The 20,514-nt window shown below is 70.6% G+C and carries 19 protein-coding genes and 1 pseudogene; 10 read left to right on the top strand and 10 right to left on the bottom strand.

Features of this window, described 5'->3' with window-relative positions:
• On the bottom strand, positions 1–871 hold an 871-nt coding region (locus DPQ23_RS14215; RefSeq protein WP_240602813.1), incomplete at its 3' end, for an ATP-binding protein.
• Here DPQ23_RS14215 and DPQ23_RS15520 point away from each other — a divergent pair.
• Positions 777–1,222, top strand: a pseudogene (locus tag DPQ23_RS15520) (integrase core domain-containing protein); the annotation flags it as partial. The gene DPQ23_RS14215 and the pseudogene DPQ23_RS15520 sit on opposite strands and share 95 nt — an antisense overlap.
• 174 nt (positions 1,223–1,396) lie before the next feature.
• Here the strand turns inward: DPQ23_RS15520 and DPQ23_RS14205 are convergent.
• The 5 genes from DPQ23_RS14205 to DPQ23_RS14185 all read right to left on the bottom strand — a co-directional run bounded on the left by DPQ23_RS14205 (position 1,397) and on the right by DPQ23_RS14185 (position 6,468).
• Positions 1,397–2,167, bottom strand: a complete 771-nt coding sequence (locus DPQ23_RS14205) for an SDR family oxidoreductase (protein ID WP_112875443.1) — start codon at positions 2,165–2,167, stop codon at positions 1,397–1,399.
• Positions 2,160–2,894 carry an SDR family oxidoreductase gene (locus DPQ23_RS14200; protein ID WP_112875442.1) on the bottom strand — a complete coding sequence of 245 codons (735 nt, stop codon included), beginning with the start codon at positions 2,892–2,894 and terminating at the stop codon, positions 2,160–2,162. Before DPQ23_RS14200 ends, DPQ23_RS14205 begins: the two co-directional genes overlap by 8 nt.
• Before the next feature lie 14 nt (positions 2,895–2,908).
• On the bottom strand, positions 2,909–3,649 hold the full coding sequence (locus DPQ23_RS14195; protein WP_112875441.1) for an SDR family oxidoreductase: 741 nt from the start codon (positions 3,647–3,649) through the stop codon (positions 2,909–2,911).
• 9 nt (positions 3,650–3,658) lie between these two features.
• The gene (locus DPQ23_RS14190) at positions 3,659–5,428 is read right to left on the bottom strand and encodes an IlvD/Edd family dehydratase (protein WP_112875440.1); all 1,770 of its coding nucleotides are present in this window, start codon (positions 5,426–5,428) and stop codon (positions 3,659–3,661) included.
• 83 nt (positions 5,429–5,511) lie between these two features.
• A complete protein-coding gene (locus DPQ23_RS14185) occupies positions 5,512–6,468 on the bottom strand; it encodes an NAD(P)-dependent oxidoreductase (RefSeq protein ID WP_112875439.1) in 957 nt (318 codons plus the stop codon).
• A gap of 171 nt (positions 6,469–6,639) precedes the next feature.
• Between DPQ23_RS14185 and denD the strand changes: the two genes are divergently transcribed.
• The 9 genes from denD to otnK all read left to right on the top strand — a co-directional run bounded on the left by denD (position 6,640) and on the right by otnK (position 15,902).
• On the top strand, positions 6,640–7,668 hold the full coding sequence (denD, locus tag DPQ23_RS14180) for a D-erythronate dehydrogenase (RefSeq protein ID WP_112875438.1): 1,029 nt from the start codon (positions 6,640–6,642) through the stop codon (positions 7,666–7,668).
• Entirely contained in the window at positions 7,652–8,431 is a 780-nt protein-coding gene (locus DPQ23_RS14175; RefSeq protein WP_205961471.1) for a GntR family transcriptional regulator, read from the top strand. The genes denD and DPQ23_RS14175 overlap by 17 nt, the downstream gene beginning before the upstream one ends.
• A 28-nt stretch (positions 8,432–8,459) precedes the next feature.
• Positions 8,460–9,194 carry an SDR family oxidoreductase gene (locus DPQ23_RS14170; RefSeq protein ID WP_112875437.1) on the top strand — a complete coding sequence of 245 codons (735 nt, stop codon included), beginning with the start codon at positions 8,460–8,462 and terminating at the stop codon, positions 9,192–9,194.
• A gap of 115 nt (positions 9,195–9,309) precedes the next feature.
• Positions 9,310–10,368, top strand: a complete 1,059-nt coding sequence (locus DPQ23_RS14165; RefSeq protein ID WP_240602811.1) for an ABC transporter ATP-binding protein — start codon at positions 9,310–9,312, stop codon at positions 10,366–10,368.
• An 80-nt stretch (positions 10,369–10,448) separates the two neighbouring features.
• Entirely contained in the window at positions 10,449–11,795 is a 1,347-nt protein-coding gene (locus DPQ23_RS14160; protein WP_112875435.1) for an ABC transporter substrate-binding protein, read from the top strand.
• A gap of 69 nt (positions 11,796–11,864) precedes the next feature.
• Entirely contained in the window at positions 11,865–12,812 is a 948-nt protein-coding gene (locus DPQ23_RS14155; protein ID WP_112875434.1) for a carbohydrate ABC transporter permease, read from the top strand.
• Positions 12,813–12,826: 14 nt separating this feature from the next.
• Positions 12,827–13,705, top strand: a complete 879-nt coding sequence (locus DPQ23_RS14150) for a carbohydrate ABC transporter permease (RefSeq protein WP_112875433.1) — start codon at positions 12,827–12,829, stop codon at positions 13,703–13,705.
• The gene (gene ltnD, locus DPQ23_RS14145) at positions 13,702–14,628 is read left to right on the top strand and encodes an L-threonate dehydrogenase (protein WP_112875432.1); all 927 of its coding nucleotides are present in this window, start codon (positions 13,702–13,704) and stop codon (positions 14,626–14,628) included. Before DPQ23_RS14150 ends, ltnD begins: the two co-directional genes overlap by 4 nt.
• On the top strand, positions 14,625–15,902 hold the full coding sequence (gene otnK, locus DPQ23_RS14140; RefSeq protein WP_112875431.1) for a 3-oxo-tetronate kinase: 1,278 nt from the start codon (positions 14,625–14,627) through the stop codon (positions 15,900–15,902). The genes ltnD and otnK overlap by 4 nt, the downstream gene beginning before the upstream one ends.
• Here otnK and DPQ23_RS14135 read toward each other — a convergent pair.
• Genes DPQ23_RS14135 through DPQ23_RS14120 form a run of 4 tightly spaced genes read right to left on the bottom strand, consistent with a single transcriptional unit; the run spans position 15,891 to position 20,393 of the window.
• Positions 15,891–16,646, bottom strand: a complete 756-nt coding sequence (locus DPQ23_RS14135; protein WP_112875430.1) for a hydroxypyruvate isomerase family protein — start codon at positions 16,644–16,646, stop codon at positions 15,891–15,893. The two genes, otnK and DPQ23_RS14135, sit on opposite strands and share 12 nt — an antisense overlap.
• A complete protein-coding gene (otnC, locus tag DPQ23_RS14130; RefSeq protein ID WP_112875429.1) occupies positions 16,643–17,296 on the bottom strand; it encodes a 3-oxo-tetronate 4-phosphate decarboxylase in 654 nt (217 codons plus the stop codon). Before otnC ends, DPQ23_RS14135 begins: the two co-directional genes overlap by 4 nt.
• Before the next feature lie 27 nt (positions 17,297–17,323).
• Complete coding sequence (locus DPQ23_RS14125) at positions 17,324–18,853, bottom strand: UxaA family hydrolase (protein ID WP_112875428.1); 1,530 nt, start codon at positions 18,851–18,853, stop codon at positions 17,324–17,326.
• A 22-nt stretch (positions 18,854–18,875) separates the two neighbouring features.
• Positions 18,876–20,393, bottom strand: coding sequence for an aldehyde dehydrogenase (NADP(+)) (locus tag DPQ23_RS14120; protein ID WP_112875427.1), 1,518 nt, complete (start codon positions 20,391–20,393; stop codon positions 18,876–18,878).
• Between the last annotated feature and the right edge of the window lie 121 nt (positions 20,394–20,514).

The following is a 20,514-nucleotide window of genomic DNA, read 5'->3' as shown; positions in this document are numbered from 1 at the left end:
ACACCGCCCTCGGCATGCCTGTCACTGAAGCTGTGGGATAGCTCTGACCGGGAGAAGGGCAACCTCGGCCATCACCCGATTTGTGCAACAGAGCCGGTTCGTTTGACGGACAGTCTCCCGTGCTACGAGCCTGTGGGGCTGGCCAAGTTCCATGGCTTTCGTCGCACGGCCGGGGTTTGATCCGTCCGCCACCCTCTCCACGCAGGGCGGGCCGGTTGCGCAGAAGCCGCCCCCGCTCGCAGCGTTGCGAGATCAGCTCGAACAGCAGCTCGGCGCCGGTTTTCGACAGCGGCACGAAGCCGAGTTCGTAGAGGATGAGAAGTTTGTGTCCGGCCCGCTGCTTGTGGAAGCGAAGCAGGCGTCGCTCATCGCGCGCTTCGATCATTTCACTGACCAGGGCTGCGGCAGCGGTGAGGCCGACGGAGAGGCCCTTCCGACAGGCGGCCAGCCCGATGCCTAGGGCGACGTGGGTCTTGCCCGTTTCCGATGGCACAAGGGCGATGACGTTCTCGCGCCTGCCCATCCACTCACACCGCGCCAGCTCCAGAACCTGCATCCTGTTCAGCTTCGGGATGGCGGCGAAGTCGAAGCTGTCCAGGCTTTTGACGGCAGGGACCTTCGCCGCCTTGATGCGGCGCTCGACCACCCGACGCTCCCGATCGATCAGTTCCAGTTCGACGAGCCGGGCAAGGTATCGGACATGGTCCACGCCTTCCGCCGCGCATTGCCGCGCCAGCGTCTGGTGCTCGCGCAGGAACGTGGGCCGCTTCAGCGCGGCGGACGATGTCAGCGCGACGCTTGATATCGCCTTTGCTGCATCAGAATGTGACAGCGTCACCGTGCTGCACAAGCCGCGACTGCTGAGCGACATCGGCCCCTGCTGCATCGCGGGTGACCTCGCCAGGTATCTCGAAGGAAATGGCTTGGATCACGTTCGCGGTGCCCCCAACCACCCCCAGGCGCAGGGCAAGATCGAGCGCTGGCACCAGACCCTCAGGAACCGCATTCTGCCGGAAAACTACTGTCTTGAGGGCGATCTCAAGGCGGCCATCACGGCCTTTGTCGAGCCTTACAACAACCACCGCTATCACGAGAGCCTCGGCAACCTCACCCCCGCTGATGTCTTCTGCGGACGCGGCCCGGCCATCCTGGCCGAAAGGGAGAGGATCAGGACACTGGCCATCCAGACCGGCGCTTGATCCATCAGCGCCAGGCAGCATAACCCCAACCCACAGAGCCAGGGCCCTCCAGACCAAAATCAGGCCGCCTGTTCCACATCATTCGACGACGGACAGGCTCGCTGGCGCTGCTGATCCACGCGGGCTGCGTCAGGCTTGAACGGCGGCTGACGCCCGGATCCGGCCGGCGCCGCCGGACCCCCAAGGCGTTACCGGCTTTACAGGCAGGCGGTGACGCCCCCGTCGACATACAGGATGTGCCCGGTGACAAAGCTGGCGGCGTCGGAACACAGGAACACCGCCGGCCCGCCCAGCTCGTCCACGCTGCCCCAGCGGCGCAACGGCGTGCGCCCCTCAAGCCAGCCCGAGAACGTCGCGTCGGCGACAAGGGCCGCGTTCAGGTCGGTGCGGAAATACCCCGGTGCAAGCCCGTTGACGCGCAGGCCGTGCGGCCCCCAGTCGGTCGCCATGCCCTTGGTCAGCATCTTCAGCCCGCCCTTGGACGCGGCATAGGGGGCGATGCCGGGCCGGGTCAGTTCGCTTTGCACCGAGCAGACGTTGACGATCGCGCCCCGGCCCCGCGCGATCATGCCGCGTGCGACCGCCTGGCCCACCCGGAACGCCGCCGTCAGGTTGGTGGCGATGACCTGGTCGAAGATGTCGGCGGGATAGGTCTCCAGCGCGCCGCGGCGCTGGATGCCCGCGTTGTTGATCAGGATATCCAGCGGTCCGGCGACGGCCTCGACCGCGGCGATCCCATCCGCAAGCGTTTCGGCGTCGGCCAGCACGTCGAAGCCTGCGGCGGCCACGTCCAGCCCCTCGGCCGCCAGGCCCGCGCGGGCGCCCTCCAGGCGCGCGGGGTCGCGGCCGTTCAGCACCACCCGCGCGCCCGCCCGGCCGAGCGCGCGGGCAAGGCCCAGCCCGATGCCCGCGCTGGACCCGGTGATCAGCGCGGTCCGGCCGGTCAGGTCGAAGCCCGCGTCAGACATTGGTCCAGCCGCCGTCGATGGCAATGGCCTGCCCGGTGACGAACGCCGACTCGGCCGAGGCGAGATAGACAGCCAGCGCCGCGATCTCGTCCGGTCGGCCGAGGCGGCCCATCGGCTGGCGGGCGGCAAAGGCCGCGCGGGCGGCGGCCTCGTCGCCCGTGGCGCGCAGCCGGTCGGCCAGCGACGGGCTGTCCACGGTGCCGGGGCAGATCGCGTTGCAGCGGATGCCCTGGGTCACGTAATCGGCGGCGATCGACTTGGTCATGCCGATCACCGCCGCCTTGGTCACGCCATAGACAAAGCGGTTGGGCGCCGCGATCAGCGAGCTGGCGACCGAGGCGACGTTGATGATGGACCCACCCCCCGCCGCCAGCATCGCGGGCAGCAGGGCGCGGGTGACGGTATAGGGGCCGGTCACGTTCAGCGCGACCGAGAAATCCCACGCCGACCGGTCGCAGTCCATGATCGTGCCGTGGTGGACGAAGCCCGCGCAGTTGAACAGGATGTCCACCGCCCCCGCCTCGGCCGCCGCAGCCGCGACCTGTTCGGGGTCGGTCACGTCCAGGCCGCGTGTTGTCATCCCCGTCTGGGCCAGCGGCGCCAGCGCGGCCGGGTCGATATCGGTCGCGATGACCTCTGCGCCCTCGGCCGCAAAGGCGCGCGCGGTGGCCAGCCCGATGCCCGCCCCGGCGGCGGTCACGAAGGCGCGTTTTCCCTCAAGTCGCATCGCAGCCCCTTTCCTTAGCCCCGGCCGATATACGGCATGTTGGTCGCCATGACGGTCATGAACTGGACGTTCGCGCCCTCGGGCATGCCGGCCATGTGCAGCACGGCGCGCGCCACCTCGGCGGCGTCCATCACCGGCTCGACCCGGACCGACCCGTCGGCCTGTGTCACCCCCTTGGTCTGGGCGGCGGCCATGTCGGTCAGGGCGTTGCCGATGTCGATCTGCCCGCAGGCGATGCCGAACGGGCGCCCCTCCAGCGACAGCGTGCGCGTCAGGCCGGTGACGGCGTGCTTGGACACCGTATAGGCCACCATCCCCGGCCGCGGCACATAGGCGCTGATCGAGCCGTTGTTGATGATCCGCCCGCCCTGCGGCGTCTGCGCGCGCATCTGCCGGAACGCGGCGCGCGCGCACAGGAACATCCCCGTCACGTTCACGTCGATGACGCTGCGCCAGTCGGCCAAGGTCGTCTCGTCCACGCCGCGGGGGGGCACGTTGGCGCCGGCGTTGTTGAACAGCACGTCAAGGCGGCCCCATCCGGCGGCCGCGCGGGCGAATGCGGCGTCCACATCGCCTTCATCCGTGACGTCGCAGGGCAGCACCAGCGCGCCGTCGCGCCCGGCGGCCGTCTCGGCCAGCGCGGCCTCGCGCCGGCCGACCAGACCGACGCGCCAGCCCTTGTCCAGAAACAGCTGCGCGGTGACGCGGCCGATGCCGCTGCCCGCACCGGTGATGATGATCGTCCTGTCGGTCATGTCCGTCCCTCAGTGATTGTCGCGGGGCAGGGTGCGGACGACCCGCTGAAAGGCGGTCGCGCGTTCCAGGCAGCCGCCGTCGGCCAACTGGCCCGTCTCGCGGCGGTAGATGTCTTCCCAGGGCGTCTGGTTGACCATCTGCGGCGGCGCCCACGCGGCCTTGCGGCCCTGCCATTCGGCCTCGTCCACCAGCGCATCCAGCCGCCCGGCGGTCAGGTCCAGCCGCACCCTGTCGCCGGTCCGCAGATAGGCCAGCCCGCCGCCGACGACCGCCTCGGGCGAGGCGTTCAGGATCGAGGGGCTTTCCGAGGTGCCCGATTGGCGCCCGTCGCCGACCGTGGGCAGGTGCCGGATGCCCATCCTGAGGATCGCGTCCGGGGGCTGCATGTTCACCACCTCGGCCGAGCCGGGATAGCCGATGCAGCCGACGTTGCGGATGAACAGCATGGACCGCTCGTCGATGCCCAGCGTCTCGTCGTTGATACGGTCGTGGTAATCCTCGGGGCCCTCGAAGACGACGGCCCGCGCCTCGTACACGCCGTCGCGCAGGAAGCGGCGGCGGAAATCGTCCGAGATGACGCTGGTCTTCATAAGCGCGCTGTCGAACAGGTTGCCGGTCAGCACGACGAACCCCGCCCGCTCGCGCAGCGGGTTCGACACCGGCCGGATCACCTCGGCGTCGCGGCTGGCCCAGCCGGCCAGGTTCTCGCCCATCGAGCGCCCTGTGGCGGTCATCGCACCTTCGCGGATCAGGCCGGCGCGGGCCAGTTCGCCCATGACGGCGGGCACGCCGCCGGCGCGGAAGAACCCTTCGCCCAGGTGTTCGCCGGCCGGCTGCATGTTGACCAGCAGCGGCACGTCCAGCCCGATGGCCTGCCAGTCGCGCACGTCCAGATCGACGCCGGCGTGGCGGGCGATGGCCTGCAGGTGTGGGGGCGCGTTGGTCGATCCGCCGATGGCCGAGTTCACGACGATCGCGTTCTCGAACGCCGCGCGGGTCAGGATGTCGCTGGGCTTGAGGTCGTCCAGCACCATCTGCACGATGCGCTTGCCGGTCTGATAGGCCATTGCCATGCGTTCGCGGAAGGGCGCGGGAATGGCCGAGCAGCCGGTCAGCGACATGCCCAGCGCCTCGGCCATGGCGTTCATGGTGCTGGCGGTGCCCATGGTGTTGCAGTGGCCCAGCGACGGCGCGCTGGCACAGACCCGGCTGATGAATTCGTCATAGTCGATCTTGCCCTCGGCCAGCAGGCGGCGGCTTTCCCAGACGATGGTGCCGGACCCCGCGCGGGTGCCCTGCCACCAGCCGTCCAGCATCGGCCCGCCGTTCAGCGTGATGGCCGGGATGTCCACCGTGGCCGCGCCCATCAGCATCGCAGGCGTGGTCTTGTCGCAGCCGGTGGTCAGCACGACGCCGTCCAGCGGATAGCCGTGCAGCACCTCGACCAGCCCCAGATAGGCAAGATTGCGGTCCAGGGCGGCGGTCGGGCGCTTGCCGGTTTCCTGGATCGGGTGGACGGGGAATTCCATGGGCACGCCGCCCGCCTCGCGGATGCCGGCCTTGATGCGGTCCACCAGGAAGACGTGGATCTTGTTGCAGGGCGACAGGTCGCTGCCGGTCTGGGCGATGCCGATGATCGGGCGTTCGGACGTCAGCTCCTCGCGCGTGAAGCTGCTGTTCTGATAGCGTTCCAGATACAGCGCCGTCATGCCGGGGTTGTTGGGGTTGTCGAACCATTCCTGGCTGCGGAAACGCTTGTTGGCGCGGGTGTCGGACATGGGCGCGATCCTCTTGGGGGGTGGCCTGCGGGGGTGGGGACGGTGAAGGGGCCGTCACCCGGCACCCCTGCGGCGGGCGGGCGTCAGACCGGGGCGTGACCCGGACCCGCGGCTGCTCCGCGCTCGATCTCGGCGGCAAGGTCGAGGCCATTCAGCAGGGCGACCTGATCGGCAAGCTGCGGAACGAAGGCCGCGCCCAGCCCGGCCGCCTCGGCCTGCGCGAAATAGTTGCGGACGGCGGCGCCGATGGGGTTCAGCGCGCCCGCTTCCTGCGCCATGGCGGCCAGATAGCGCGTGTCCTTGCTGGCGTTGGCGATGGTGAACTTGTGGGCGTTTGCCTCGCGGCCCACCGCGCCGCGCATGAACGTCTCGAAAAAGCCGTTCGACAGCCGGCTGGTGCCGATCACCTGCCGGATCACCTGCGGCGCGATGCCGGCGCGTGCGCCCACGGCCAGCGCCTCGGCATACATCGCCGCATAGCCCATCGAGATGAAGTTCATGATCAGCTTCATCCGGTGACCGCTGCCGACGGGGCCGACATGGGTGATGTTGGCCGCCCAGCAGGCGATGACGGGGCGCACGCGCGCGAATGTCGCTTCGTCGCAGCCGACCATCGCGTCCAGCGTGCCGGCTTCGGCCTCGGCCGGGGTGCGGCCCAGGGGCGCATCGACCAGCGTGACGCCCGCGGCCGCGCAGTCGCGGGACAGCGCCTCGGTCGAGGCGGGATCGGCAGTGGTCGTGTCGATGACGACCAGGCCCGGCCGCGCCCCGGCCAGCAGCCCGTCCGGGCCGCGCATCACCGCCTCGACCACCCGGCTGTTGGGCAGGCACAGGTGCACCACCGCGCAGGACGCCGCCATCGCGGCCGGCGAGGGCGATTCGACCGCACCCTGCGCGGTCAGCGCGTCGATCGCGCTGCGGTCACGGTTGCCGATGACCTGCAGCGCGTGCCCCTTGGCCATCAGGTTGCGGGCCATGCCGCGGCCCATGTGGCCCAGCCCGATGAAGCCGATCTGCATCGGCGGTTCCGCTGCCGTCATGGCGCACCTCTCATGGTTGACGCGGGCCATGGTAACGGATGCCGGCACCAAGGCAAGGGCGGCGGCAACGCTGTATGCATCGCATTGCCGCCCAAGCCGTTGTGCGATCAAAGGATTGATGCGCGATCCGGCGATGCGTATACATCATCTGAACACAGCGGAGGGGGCGGCATGAAGGTTCTGGTGATCGGTGCGGCGGGCATGGTCGGACGCCGCCTGTGCGAGCGGCTGCTGGCGGACGGGGGCTTGGGTGGCCGGGCGATCTCGGCGCTGACGGTTTTCGACGTCGTGGGGGCGGGGCTGCCGCAGGGCGCCGTCCCGGTCAAGGAGATCGCCGGCGACATCGCCGACCGGGCCACGATGGCGCGGCTGGTCGCCCCCCGGCCGGACCTGATCTTTCACCTGGCCGCGATCGTCTCGGGCGAGGCCGAGGCCGATTTCGACAAGGGCTATCGCGTCAACCTGGACGGCACCCGCCACCTGTTCGAGGAGATCCGCGCCCAGGGCGAGGGCTATTGCCCGCGCGTGGTCTATACCTCGTCCATCGCGGTGTTCGGCGCGCCGTTCCCCGATGTGATCGGCGACGATTACGTCAACGCGCCGCTGACCAGCTATGGCACGCAGAAGATGATCGGCGAGCTGCTGCTGAACGACTATACCCGCAAGGGCATCTTCGACGGGGTGGGCATCCGCCTGCCGACGATCGTGGTGCGGCCGGGCAAGCCGAACAAGGCGGCGTCGGGGTTCTTCTCGGGCATCATCCGCGAGCCGCTGGCGGGGCAGGACGCGGTCCTGCCGGTCGACGACGACGTGCGCCACTGGGTCGCCTCGCCCGACGCGGCGGTGGGATTCCTGACCCACGCGGCGACGATGGACCTGTCCGGGCTGGGGCCGCGCCGCTGCCTGACCATGCCCGGCCTGTCGGTCACGGTCGGCGAGATGCTTGAATCGCTGTCGCGGGTGGCGGGGCCCGAGGTCGCGTCCCGCGTGCGGCGGGTTCCCGACGAGACGATCCGCGGCATCGTCGCGGGCTGGCCGCGCAACTTCGCCCCCGACCGGGCGCTGGCCGCGGGCTTTGGCGCCGACGCCAGTTTCGACGACATCGTGCGAGCGCATATCCGCGACAGCGGCCATGCGGCGCCCGGCCAGGACCAGGGGCAACCGGATGCGGCGGGGCTTGCCGATGGCGGACGCCGCTGAAGGTGGCGTCGCGGCAGGGCGCGTCCGGCCCGACGGCTGGCCGGGCCGCGACGGGTCGGCCCGCGTCGGGCGGCCGCTGCCGACGCTGGCCGGGCTGGCGGCGCTGGGTGCGCGCGACCGCGCCTATCACCATCTGCGCCACCGCATCCTGACGGGTAGCCTGGCGCCCGGCACGGCGCTGCTGGAAACCGAGCTTGCGGCGCTGCTGGGCGTGTCGCGCACCCCCGTGCGCGAGGCGGCGATCCGCCTGGCCGAGGAGGGCCTGGTCGAGATCCGGCCCCGCCACGGCATCCGCGTCCGCGGCCTGACCCTGGCGGACGTGCGCGACATCCTGGACGTGTTCTCGGCGCTGGAGGTGCGGGCGGTCGAACTGGTCGCCCGGCGCGGCCTGGCCCCCGACGAGGCGCGGGTGCTGACCGGGATGCTGTCGCGGATGGAACGGGCGACTGCCGCTGGCGACATCGCCGGCTGGTCCGACCTCGATGACGATTTCCATTCCGCCATCGTGGGACTGTGCGGCAACCCGCGGCTGCTGGGCACGCTGGGCGAATACTGGGGCCAGCAGTTCCGCGCCCGCGTGCTGATCGTGCCGCTGCGCCCGGCGCCGGTGCAGTCCGACACCGAACATCGGGCCATCGTGGCGGCGCTGGTCGCGGGCGACGCGGGCCTTGCCCGCACGCTGCACGCGGCGCACCGCGACCGCGCCGACGCCCAGCAGATGGACCTGCTGCGCCGGCGGCTGGGGACTGGCGGCCATGTCTGACAACGCAACGGAACCAACGGGGACTGCCATGAACCAGATCGATCTTGCCGGCCGCCGCGCGGTCGTCACCGGCGGCGCGCAGGGCATCGGCCTTGCCATCGCGCGCCGCTTCGCCGCCAGCGGCGCGACGGTCGAGTTGTGGGACCGCGAGGCCGCGCGCCTGGACGAGGCGGCGGCCGGGATCGGCGCGGCCGCCACCGCCCGCGTGGTCGAACTGACCGACGACGCGGCCGTGGCCGAGGCCGCGGCCGCGGCGGGCGCGGTGGACATCCTGGTCAACAACGCCGGCATCACCGGCGGCAACGCGCCCCTGTGGGACCTGGACCCGGCCGTCTGGCGGCAGGTGGTCGAGGTCAACCTGACAGCCCCCTATCTGGTCTGCCGCGCCCTGCTGCCCGGGATGATCGTCCGCGGCTATGGCCGGGTCGTCAACGTCGCCTCGGTCGCGGGCAAGGAGGGCAACCCCAACGCCTCGCATTATTCCGCCTCCAAGGCGGGGGTGATCGCGCTGACCAAGTCGCTGGGCAAGGAACTGGCCGGCACCGGCGTGATCTGCAACTGCATCACGCCTGCGGCGGCGCGCACGCCGATCTTCGACCAGATGACCCAGGCGCACATCGACTACATGCTGTCGAAGATCCCGCTGAACCGCTTTCTCGAGGTGGACGAGGTCGCGGCGCTTGTCGCCTGGCTTTCGTCCGAGGAGTGCAGCTTTTCAACCGGGGCGGTCTTCGACATCTCGGGGGGGCGTGCGACCTATTGATGTATACATAGGGTGCAGGCAGGAAATCTGATCTCAGGCTGAATAAATGCTTGCTTAGCAGGGGATGCTTTGCAACGTTGACGCGGCAGCGGATACCCTGGGAGGGGGCAGTCAGTTGGCTTCGGTAACCATTGATGACGTCCGCAAGTCCTATGGCGCGGTCGAGGTGCTGCACGGCGTCAGCATTCCCATCGAGGAGGGCGAGTTCGTCGTCCTGGTCGGCCCGTCCGGCTGCGGGAAGTCGACGCTGCTGCGGATGCTGGCCGGGCTGGAACACATTACCTCGGGACGAATCCTGATCGGCGACCGGGTGGTGAACGACCTGCCGCCCAAGGACCGCGACATCGCGATGGTGTTCCAGAACTATGCGCTGTACCCGCATCTGACTGTCGCCGAGAACATGGGCTTCTCGCTGAAGCTGGCCGGCGAAAAGCGGCCCGCCATCGCCGAGAAGGTGCGGCCGGCGGCCGAGATCCTGGGGCTGGCGCATCTGCTGGACCGCTATCCGCGGATGCTGTCGGGTGGCCAGCGCCAGCGCGTGGCCATGGGCCGCGCCATCGTCCGCGACCCGCAGGTGTTCCTGTTCGACGAGCCTCTGTCGAACCTGGACGCCAAGCTGCGCGTGTCGATGCGCACCGAGATCAAGAACCTGCACCAGCGGCTGCAGACGACGACCGTCTATGTCACCCACGACCAGATCGAGGCGATGACGATGGCCGACAAGATCGTCGTGATGCACGACGGGATCGTCGAGCAGATCGGCGCCCCGCTGGACCTGTACGACCGCCCGGCGAACCTGTTCGTCGCAGGCTTCATCGGCAGCCCGGCCATGAGCATGATCCCGGGCACGCTGGCCGAGGACGGCGCCTTTGCCGCCGCAGACGGCACCCGCCTGCCGGTGGGCGACACCGGCACGGCGCGGGCGGGCCAGCCCCTGGTCTACGGCGTCCGGCCCGAGGCGATGACGCCGGGCGGGTCCATCCCCCTGACCGTCGAGGTCACCGAGCCGACCGGGTCGGAAACCTATGTCGTGGGCAGGATGGGCGGGACCGCGATCACCGGCGTCTTCCGCGAGCGCATCACCGTGTCGCCCGGCGGCACGCTGCCCATCGGCATCGATCCGGCGGCGGTGCATCTGTTCGATGCCGCCAGCGGCCAGCGTCTGACGCGCTGACGCACCCAGAACCTGCCGCGCCCGGGCAAGAGGCGCGGAGGACGACCGGCGGCCCTGTCCGCCAGCAGGAGGAGGATTACATGACGATAGACCGCAGAACGCTGCTGAAGGGCTCGGCCGCGATGGCGGCGGCCGGGGCGCTGATCGGGCCGTTCGGGGCAAGCCGCGCCGCCGCGCAGGCCGCGGCCCCCGCAGCGCCCGGCGCCGCCCCCGCCGCCGCGATGTTCACCCCCGAGGAGGGCGCGACGCTGCGCCTGCTGCGCTGGGTGCCCTTCGTCAAGGGCGAGGAGGAGGCGTGGAACGCCAACACCAAGGCCTTCACCGACGCGACCGGCGTGCAGGTCACGATCGACCAGGAAAGCTGGGAAGACGTGCGCCCCAAGGCCGCCGTCGCCGCCAACGTGGGCTCCGGCCCCGACATGGTCATGAGCTGGTTCGACGACCCCTTCCAGTATCCCGACAAGCTGGTGGAGGTGACCGACCTGTGCACGGCGCTGGGCGAGGCGCACGGCGGTTGGTATGAGGGCCTGGCCGCCTATGGTCAGCAGGACGGCAAGTGGATCTCGACCCCGCTCTGCGCGATCGGCAACGCGGTCTGCTATCGCGACAGCCACGTCAAGGCGGCCGGCTTCAACGAATTCCCGACCGACACCGACGGGTTCCTGGCCCTGTGCACCGCGTTGAAGGAAAAGGGCACGCCGGCCGGGTTCCCGCACGGCAAGGCCGTGGGCGACGGCAACAACTATGCCCACTGGCTGCTGTGGTCGCACGGCGGGATGACGGTCAACGAGGCGGGCGAGGTCGCGATCAACAGCCCCGAGACCCTGGCCGCCATCGACTATGCCAAGAAGCTGTATGCGACGTTCATCCCGGGCACGGAAAGCTGGCTGGACATCAACAACAACCGCGCGTTCCTGGCGGGCGAGGTCTCGCTGACCGCGAACGGCGTGTCGCTGTATTATGCCGCCATGAAGGACCCGGCGATGAAGGCCATCGCCGACGACATCCGCACCACCAACCTGCCGGTCGGCCCGGTCGGCAAGCCGGTGGAGCTGCACCAGACCTCGACGATCTCGATCTTCAGCCACTGCAAGTACCCCAACGCCGCCAAGGCCTATCTGGAATTCATGTATCGGTCCGAGAACATGAACCGCTGGCTGGAGGCGGCGTCGGCCTATTGCTGCCAGGCGCTCAAGGAGTTCGCGGCGAATCCGGTGTGGACCTCGAACCCGATCCACGCGCCCTACGCAAAGGCGTCGGAATCGCTGCGGGTGAACGGCTATGCCGGGCCGCTGGGGCCGGCGTCGGCTGGCGCGATGGCCGATTACGTGCTGGTGGACATGTTCGCCGAGGCCGTGACCGGCCAGCGCACGCCGGAGGAGGCGATCGCCAACGCCGAGCGCCGGCTGCAGCGCTATTACCGCTGATCCATCGGCCGGCGGCGGCAGCAGTCGCCGCCGGCCCCTTTTTCCGCACCGCAGTTCCGGGGACGACCCATGTCCAGCACCTCCGTCCGCACCGACGACGCCCCGCGGCGCAGGCCAGGCCTGCTGACGCGGATGATCGAAAGCCGCAACGGCCTGGGCTTTCTGTTCATGCTGCCCGCGGGGATCTTCCTGCTGTTCTTCCTGACCTATCCGCTGGGCCTGGGCGTCTGGCTGGGATTCACCGACACCAAGATCGGCCGCAGCGGCATCTTCGTCGGGCTGGAAAACTATCGCTGGCTGTTCGACGACCCGGTGTTCTGGCTCGCGGTCTTCAACACGCTGTTCTACACGGTGTTCGCCTCGGTTGCGAAATTCGCGCTGGGGCTGTGGCTGGCGATGCTGCTGAACCGGCACCTGCCGTTCAAGAACTTCTTCCGCGCCATTATCCTGCTGCCCTGGGTGGTGCCCACGGTGCTGTCGGCAATGGCGTTCTGGTGGATCTTCGACAGCCAGTTCTCGATCATCTCGTGGGTGCTGATGCGGATCGGGCTGATCGACCAGCCGATCAACTTCCTGGGCGATCCCTGGAATGCGCGCTGGTCGGTGATCGCGGCCAACATCTGGCGCGGCATCCCGTTCGTCGCCATTTCCCTTCTGGCGGGGCTGCAGACGATCCCGCAGTCGCTGAACGAGGCCGCGGCCATCGACGGCGCGACCCCCTGGCAACGGTTCACCAAGGTCACGCTGCCGCTGCTGACCCCGATCATCGCGGTGGTGATGACGTTCTCGGTGCTGTTCACCTTCACCGATTTCCAGCTGATCTATGTGCTGACCCGCGGCGGGCCGGTCAACGCGACGCATCTGATGGCCACGCTGTCGTTCCAGCGCGCCATTCCCGGCGGCCAATTGGGCGAGGGGGCGGCCATCGCGGTGGCGATGATCCCGTTCCTGCTGGCGGCGATCCTGTTCAGCTTCTTCGGCCTGCAACGCCGCAAGTGGCAGCAGGGCAACGATTAAGGAAGGGCAATCCCATGGCCAGGCAGTCCGAAGACAACGTCGCGGGCCTCGACCAGTTCGAGTCGCTGCCACGGCGCCTGCTGCTGGTGTGGCTGCCGATGGCGGTGTTCGTCTTCGTGCTGCTGTTTCCGTTCTACTGGATGGCGATCACGGCGGTCAAACCCGACAACCAGCTGACCGACTATGACAACTACAGCCCGTTCTGGGTGGTCGGGCCGACGCTGGAGCACATGAAATACCTGCTGTTCGAGACGACCTATCCGCGCTGGATGTGGAACACGGTGATCGTGTCGGTCGCCTCGACCGCGATCTCGCTGGTCGCGGCGGTGCTGGCCGCCTATGCGATCGAGCGGCTGCGCTTTCGCGGGTCGCGCGTCACCGGGCTGCTGATCTTCCTGGCCTATCTGGTGCCGCCGTCGATCCTGTTCATCCCGCTGGCCTTCATCGTGTTCCAGGTCGGCATCTTCGACAGCCGGCTGGCGCTGATCCTGACCTATCCGACCTTCCTGATCCCGTTCTGCACCTGGCTGCTGATGGGCTATTTCCGGTCGATCCCCTACGAGCTTGAGGAATCCGCGCTGGTGGACGGCGCCACCCGCTGGCAGATCCTGACCAAGATCGTGCTGCCGCTGGCAGTGCCGGGGCTGATCTCGGCCGGCATCTTCGCCTTCACGCTGTCGTGGAACGAATTCATCTATGCGCTGACCTTTATCTCGTCGTCGGAAAACAAGACCGTGCCGGTGGGGGTGCTGACCGAACTGGTGCGCGGCGACATCTATGAATGGGGCGCGCTGATGTCGGGGGCGCTGCTGGGGTCGCTGCCGGTGGTGATCCTGTATTCGTTTTTCGTCGACTATTACGTCTCGTCCATGACCGGGGCGGTCAAGGAATGAGGGCCGCGGTCATCGGCCTGGGGTCGATGGGCCAGGGCGCCGCACTGTCGCTGCTGCGCGCGGGCATCGACACTGCCGGCTGCGACATCCGCCCCGAAGCTGCGGCGTCGCTGGCCGATGCCGGTGGGCGCACGGCGGCGACCCCGGCGCAGGCGGCGGCGGGCGCGGACGTGGTGTTCGTCTATGTGATGAACGCGGCGCAGTCTGACGCGGTGCTGTTCGGGGACGACGGCGCCGTGGCGGCCGCGGCGCCCGGCACGGTGTTCCTGCTGTGCGCGACGATGCCCCCGGCGGACGCCGAGCGGCTGGGCGCGCGGCTTGCCGAGGCCGGGATGCTGGCCATCGACGCGCCGGTCTCGGGCGGTTCGGTGCGCGCCGCAAGCGGCCAGATCACCGTGATGGCCTCGGGGCCCGCCGCCGCCTTCGACCGCGCTGGGCCCGCGCTGGACGCGGTGGCCGCGCGGGTGTTCCGGCTGGGCGAGCGCCCGGGCGACGGCAGCCGGATGAAGATGATCAACCAGCTTCTGGCCGGGGTCCATATCGCGGCGGCGGCCGAGGCGATGGTGCTGGCCGCCTCCCAGCGCATGGACCTGGCGCAGGTGCTGGAGGTCATCTCGACCTGTGCCGGCACCTCCTGGATGTTCGAGAACCGCGGGCCGCATATCGTCGCGGGCGACTGGACGCCGCATTCCGCCGTGGACATCTTCGTCAAGGACCTGGGGATCGTCACCGGGGCTGCCAACGCCGCCGGCTGTCCCGTGCCGCTGTCGCAGGCCGCGCTGGACCTGTTCCGCGCCGCGTCGGACGCCGGCATGGGCCGTCTGGACGATGCCGCCGTGGCCCGCGTGCTGGCCGCGCGGGCGGGCGTCGCGCTGCCCGGTGATGCCGGGTCGGGAGGCACGGGGTCGGGGGACGCCGGGTGACCCCCGCGCTGGGCTGCATCGCCGACGACGTCACCGGCGCGTCCGATCTGGCCGCGCTGCTGGCGCGCAGCGGGGCGCGGGTGTCGCTGCGCTTCGGCGTGCCGGACGCGGGCGAGGCGGGCCGGTCCCCCGACGAGATCGAGGTGATCGCGCTGAAGATCCGCACCGTGCCCGTCGCCGAGGCCGTCGCCCAGGCGCGGGCCGCGCTGGACTGGCTGCGCGCCGCGGGGGCGCAGCGGTTCTTCTGGAAATACTGCTCGACCTTCGACAGCACCCCGCAGGGCAACATCGGCCCGGTGGCCGAGGCGCTGATGGCCGACCTCGGCGTGCTGGCCACGATCTATGCGCCGTCGTTTCCGGAAAACGGCCGCACCGTGTGGATGGGCAACCTGTTCGTCGGCCGCCAGCCGCTGGCCGAAAGCCCGATGCGCGACCACCCGCTGACGCCGATGCGCGACAGCGACCTGACGCGGCTGCTGGCCCCGCAGGTGCGCGGGCGGGTCGGGCTGGTGGACGGGCTGACGGTGGCGCGCGGGCCAAAGGCGATCCGCGCGAGCTTTGACGCGGCCGTGGCGGACGGCGTGGCCCATGTGGTGACCGATGCCGTAGACGACGCGGGGCTTGACGCGATCGCCGCGGCCTTCGCCGACCTGCCGCTGCTGACCGGGGGCAGCGCGCTGGCGCGGCCGCTGCCGGCCCTGCTGCGCGTGGCGGGCATGCTGCCCCCGGCGACCGGGGCGGCGGCGCTGGCGCTGCCGGCAGGGCCGGCGCTGGTGCTGTCGGGAAGCTGCTCGGCGATGACCCGGAGGCAGGTCGCGGCGATGATCGACGCGGGCGCGCCCGCGCTGCGGCTGGACCCGCTGGCGCTGGCCCGGGACGGCATCGGCGCCGCCCGCGACTGGCTGGCCGCGCAGCCGCCCGATGCGCCGGTGCTGGTCTATGCCACCGCCGAGCCCGAGTCCGTGCGCGCCGCGCAGGACCGGCTGGGGCGCGAGGTCGCGGGCGCCCTGGTCGAGGGTGCGATGGCGCAACTGGCGCAGGACGCCCGCGCCCGCGGGGTCACGCGCCTTGTCGTGGCGGGGGGCGAGACCTCGGGTGCGGTGGTCGCGGCGCTGGGCGTCCGCCGGCTGGTGATCGGCCCCGAGATCGCGCCGGGCGTTCCCTGGACGCGCGCGCAGGACGCGGCGGGCCCGTTCGGCCTCGCGCTCAAGTCCGGCAACTTCGGCGAACCCGCGTTCTTCGCGCAGGCGCTGGCCATGGCCTCAGCCGCCTAGGCGCGCCATCCAGCCCAGCGACTCCTCGGTCAGGCCAGGCGGGCGGTATTCCGCCCCCACCGGCCGCGTCCAGCCGATGTCGTCCAGCACCGCGCAGACATGGCGGTAATCCAGCTCCCCGTGGTCGGGCGGGCCGCGGTCGGGGACGGCGGCGATCTGCACATGGCCGATAAGGCCCGCCATGTCGTGCAGGCGGCGGGTGATGTCCCCATCCACGATCTGCAGGTGATAGCAGTCGAACATCAGCTTCAGGTTCGGTCGCCCCAGCGCCTCGATCAGCGCCGCCGCCTGGTCGGAGCCTGACAGGAAATAGCCCGGCGCGTCGCGGGGGTTCAGCGGCTCGATCAGAATGGTCAGGTCGGGGGCGCTGTCGCAGGCATGGGCAAGGTTGGCGCGGAACGCGGCCTCGGCGCCCGCGCCGCGGGCGACGCCGGCCATGACGTGGACCGCGCCCGCCCCGATCGCGCGGGCATAGGCCAGGGTGGCGTCGATCTCGGCCCGCGCCTCGGCCTCGCGCCCCGGCAGGGCGGCCAGGCCGTTTTCGCCCGGCCCCCCGCGCCGGGTGTTCAGGCCCAGCATCGGCAGGCCGGTTTCCGCCAGCGCGTCGGCCACGTTCCGGGGTGGCACGTCGTGGGGCCAGTGGCATTCCACGGCGTCGAACCCCGCGGCCGCGGCGGCGCGGATCGCATCCGGCAGCGGCCGGTCGGTCCACAGGAATCCCAGATTGGCGGAAAAGCGCGTCATGTGTCCCACTCGATCCTGTGGACGGCGACCAGATCGGCGACCTGGTCGGGCGTCAGCATGCGGGGCGACAGGCCGCGCGTCATCAGCGCCAGCCGGGCCGTCGCCTCAAGCTCCTCGATGGCGTTGCAGGCGGCCTCGAGGGTGCGGCCCGCGACGACCGGGCCGTGGTTGGCCAGCAGCACCGCCGCGCGCTTGCCGCCGAGGCCGCGCACCGCGTCCCCCATCGCCGCGTCGCCAGGCCGGAAATAGGGCAGCAGCCGCACCCGGCCCAGCTGCATGATCGCATAGGGGGTGATCGGCGGCAGCACGTCGTCGGGGTCAATCCCGGGCAGGGTGGACAGCGCGACCGAATGGGCCGAATGCAGATGCACCACCGCGCCCGCCGCTTGGCGGGTGGCATAGAACGCCGCGTGCAGCGCCATTTCCTTGGTCGGCGGATCGCCCCCGGTCTGGCGCCCTTCGGCGTCGAACCGGGCCAGCCGGGCCGGGTCCAGCCGGCCAAAGCTGGTGCCGGTGGGCGACACGATCAGGCCGCCGTCGTCGGTGCGCGCCGAGATGTTGCCGGTCGAGCCATGGGTGACGCCGCGCGCGAACAGCGACGCGGCAAGGTCGCACAGGGTGTCGCGCAGGCGGGTCTCGGCGGGGGTCATCGGGGCTTTCGTCCGGGGTGGCTGGGATCAGGTCACAGCCCCGATCTGCCAGGGCACGAACTCGAAATCGCCGTAATCGTTGCGCTCGCTGTCGGTGCGCGCCCCCGAGGCGACGTCCAGCACCATGCGGAAGATGCGCTCGCCCGCGTCCTCGATGCTGTCCTCGCCGGTGACGATGCCGCCGCAGTCGATGTCCATGTCGTCGTCCATGTGGGCGGCCATCGCGCTGTTGGTGGCGACCTTGATCGTGGGCACCGGCTTCCAGCCCGACACCGACCCGCGCCCGGTGGTGAACACCAGCATGTTGCAGCCGCCCGCGATCTGCCCGGTCACGGCCACCGGGTCATAGCCGGGCGTGTCCATGAACACGAACCCCGTGCTGTCGATCGGCTCGGCGTATTCATACACCGCCTCGAGCGGCATCGACCCGCCCTTGGCGACCGCGCCCAGCGATTTTTCCAGGATCGTGGTCAGCCCGCCGGCCTTGTTGCCGTGGCTGGGGTTGTTGTTCAGCTCGGCCCCGTTCTTCGCGGTGTAGTCGCGCCACCAGTCGATGCGGTCGATCAGCTTCTGCGCCACCTGCGGCGCGCGGGCGCGGCGGGTCAGCAGGTGTTCCGCGCCATAGATCTCGGGCGTTTCCGACAGGACGGCGGTGCCGCCGTGGCGCACCAGCAGATCCGCGGCGTGCCCCAGCGCGGGGTTGGCCGAGATGCCCGAATAGCCGTCCGAGCCCCCGCATTGCAGCGCCAGCTTCAGCGCGGACGCGGGCTGCGTCGTGCGCCGCGCGGCGTTGGCGGCGGGCAGCATCGCGGCGATCTCGGCGATCGCGCGCTCGATGGTGCGCCGGGTGCCGCCGGTATCCTGGATGGTCATGGTCCGCAGCATCGGCCCCTCGGCCAGGGCGTGGCGCTGGATGATCGGGGCGATCTGGTTCGTCTCGCACCCCAGGCCGATCATCAGCACGCCGGCAAAGTTGGGGTGCCGCGCATAGCCGGCCAGCACGCGGGTCAGATAGTCATAGCCGACCGTTGCGGTGGACATGGCGCAGCCCTGCGCGTGGGTGATCGGGACCACCCCGTCCACGGTGTCGAACCCGGCCAGCCCGCCCTTGTTGTTGAAATGATCCGCGACCGCCCGGCAGACGGTCGCCGAACAGTTCACGCTGCTGATGACACCGATGTAGTTGCGGGTGCCGACCTGCCCGTCGGCGCGGGCATAGCCCTGGAACGTCGCCCGCTCGGCCAGCGGCACCAGGGCCACATCCCGGACATCGGCGCCGATCTCGTGGGTGACGGCGCTGTCCTGCATCGCCAGGTTCTGCAGGTGGACGTGCTGGCCCGGCCCGATGTCGGCGGTCGCGGTGCCGATCACCTGCCCGTATTTCAGGACGGCCTGCCCCTGCCCGATGGCGGCGAGCGCCATCTTGTGGCCCGACGGGATGTCGTCCTGGGCAACGATGCCGTCATCCAGCGCGGTGCCGGCGGCGATGGACTGCCGCGCCACGCCGACGTTGTCGCGGCCGCTCAGGCGGATCAGGGGGCTGTTCGGGCGGGCCATGCGGGACACTCCGGGCAAGGGATCAGGCGCTCAGGTCGGCGGGCATCATGTAGTCGGGCAGGTTCTGGAAGCACACCGGCCGCAGGAAGCGCCGGATCGACAGCGTGCCGACGCTGGTCGCGCCGAAGTTGGTGCTGGCCGGATACGGCCCGCCGTGCACCATCGCGTCGGCGACCTCGACCCCGGTCGGAAAGCCGTTGGCCAGGACGCGGCCGGCCTTACGCGCCAGCAGCGGCAGCAGGCGGCGGGCCAGCGCGGCGTCGCCCGGATCGCTGTGCAGCGTGGCGGTCAGCTGGCCGGGAAAGCCGCGAGCGATACGCTCCATGTCGGCGGCCGAGGCGGCGCGGACGACCAGCCCCAGCGGGCCGAAGACCTCCTCGGCCAGGTCGTCCTCGCCCAGAAACGCGTCGGCGGTCGTCTGGTAGAGGTTGGGCAGGGCGTTGCGGTCGGCGCTGTCGGTGGTCAGCACCGGCGTCACCGCGTTGGACCGGCCCATTCGGTCCACGCCCTCGCGGTAGGCCCGGGCGATGCCCGGGGTCAGCATGGTCTGCGGCGCCACCTGTTCCAGCGCCGCGCGGGCGGCGGCGACCAGCCGGTCGGCGTCGGGGCCGTCCATCACCACGGCGATGCCGGGTTTGGTGCAGAACTGCCCCGCGCCCATGGTCAGCGACCCGGCCCAGTCGGTCCCGATCCGATCGGCGCGGGCGGCGGCGGCGGCGGGCAGGACGAACATCGGGTTGACCGATCCCAGCTCGCCGAAGAACGGGATCGGCTCGGGGCGGGCGGCGCACAGGTCGAACAGCGCCCGTCCCCCGGCCAGCGACCCGGTGAAGCCCACGGCCTTGATGCGCGGGTCCGTCACCAGCGCCTCGCCGACCTTGCGGTCGCCGCCCTGGATCAGGGCAAAGACGCCGGCGGGCATGCCGGTGCTGCGGATCGCGGCCAGCACCGCCTCGGCCACGATCTCGCCGGTGCCGGGGTGGGCGGAATGGCCCTTGACGACCACCGGGCAGCCCGCGGCCAGCGCGGCGGCGGTGTCGCCCCCGGCGGTCGAGAAGGCCAGCGGAAAGTTCGACGCGCCGAAGACGGCGACCGGGCCGACCGGCAGCTGGATCATGCGCAGGTCCGGGCGCGGGGCGGGCTGGCGGTCGGGCAGGGCGGCATCGACGCGGCGGTCCAGATAGTCGCCCTTGCGGATGTGGTCGGCGAACAGCCGCAGCTGTCCGGTGGTGCGGCCGCGCTCGCCCGCCAGCCGCCCGGCCGGCAGGCCGCTTTCCTGGGTGCCGATCTCGGTGATGTCGTCGGCGCGGGCCTCGATCTCGTCGGCGATCGCCTCAAGAAAGGCGGCGCGCTCGTTCCGGGTGGTGGCGCCATAGGCGTCGAAAGCGGCGTCCGCCGCGGCGCAGGCCCGCGCCACCAGGTCCGGCGTGCCGACCGCAAAGTCATGCGCCGGGCCGTGCGCGGGCTGCGAGGCGAAGCGGCGGTCGCCCGCGATCCACTGGCCGTCGATCAGGTGTTTGCCGTGGGGGGCGAAGGTCATCGCGAACTCCTGCGTGCAAGGGGGTGGGGGCGGCGCGTCCGCCTGACATGGCGCCTCGGGGGGCGTAAGTCAAATCTGGCATACCAGATTGCGCGGCCCGGCGCGCGGGCCTATGGTGCGC

This window comes from Paracoccus endophyticus (assembly GCF_003286075.1).
GTDB classification, from domain to species: Bacteria; Pseudomonadota; Alphaproteobacteria; order Rhodobacterales; family Rhodobacteraceae; genus Paracoccus; species Paracoccus endophyticus.
Note: the sequence above shows the minus strand (reverse complement) of the source record. Positions and strands in the feature narration are given on the sequence as shown.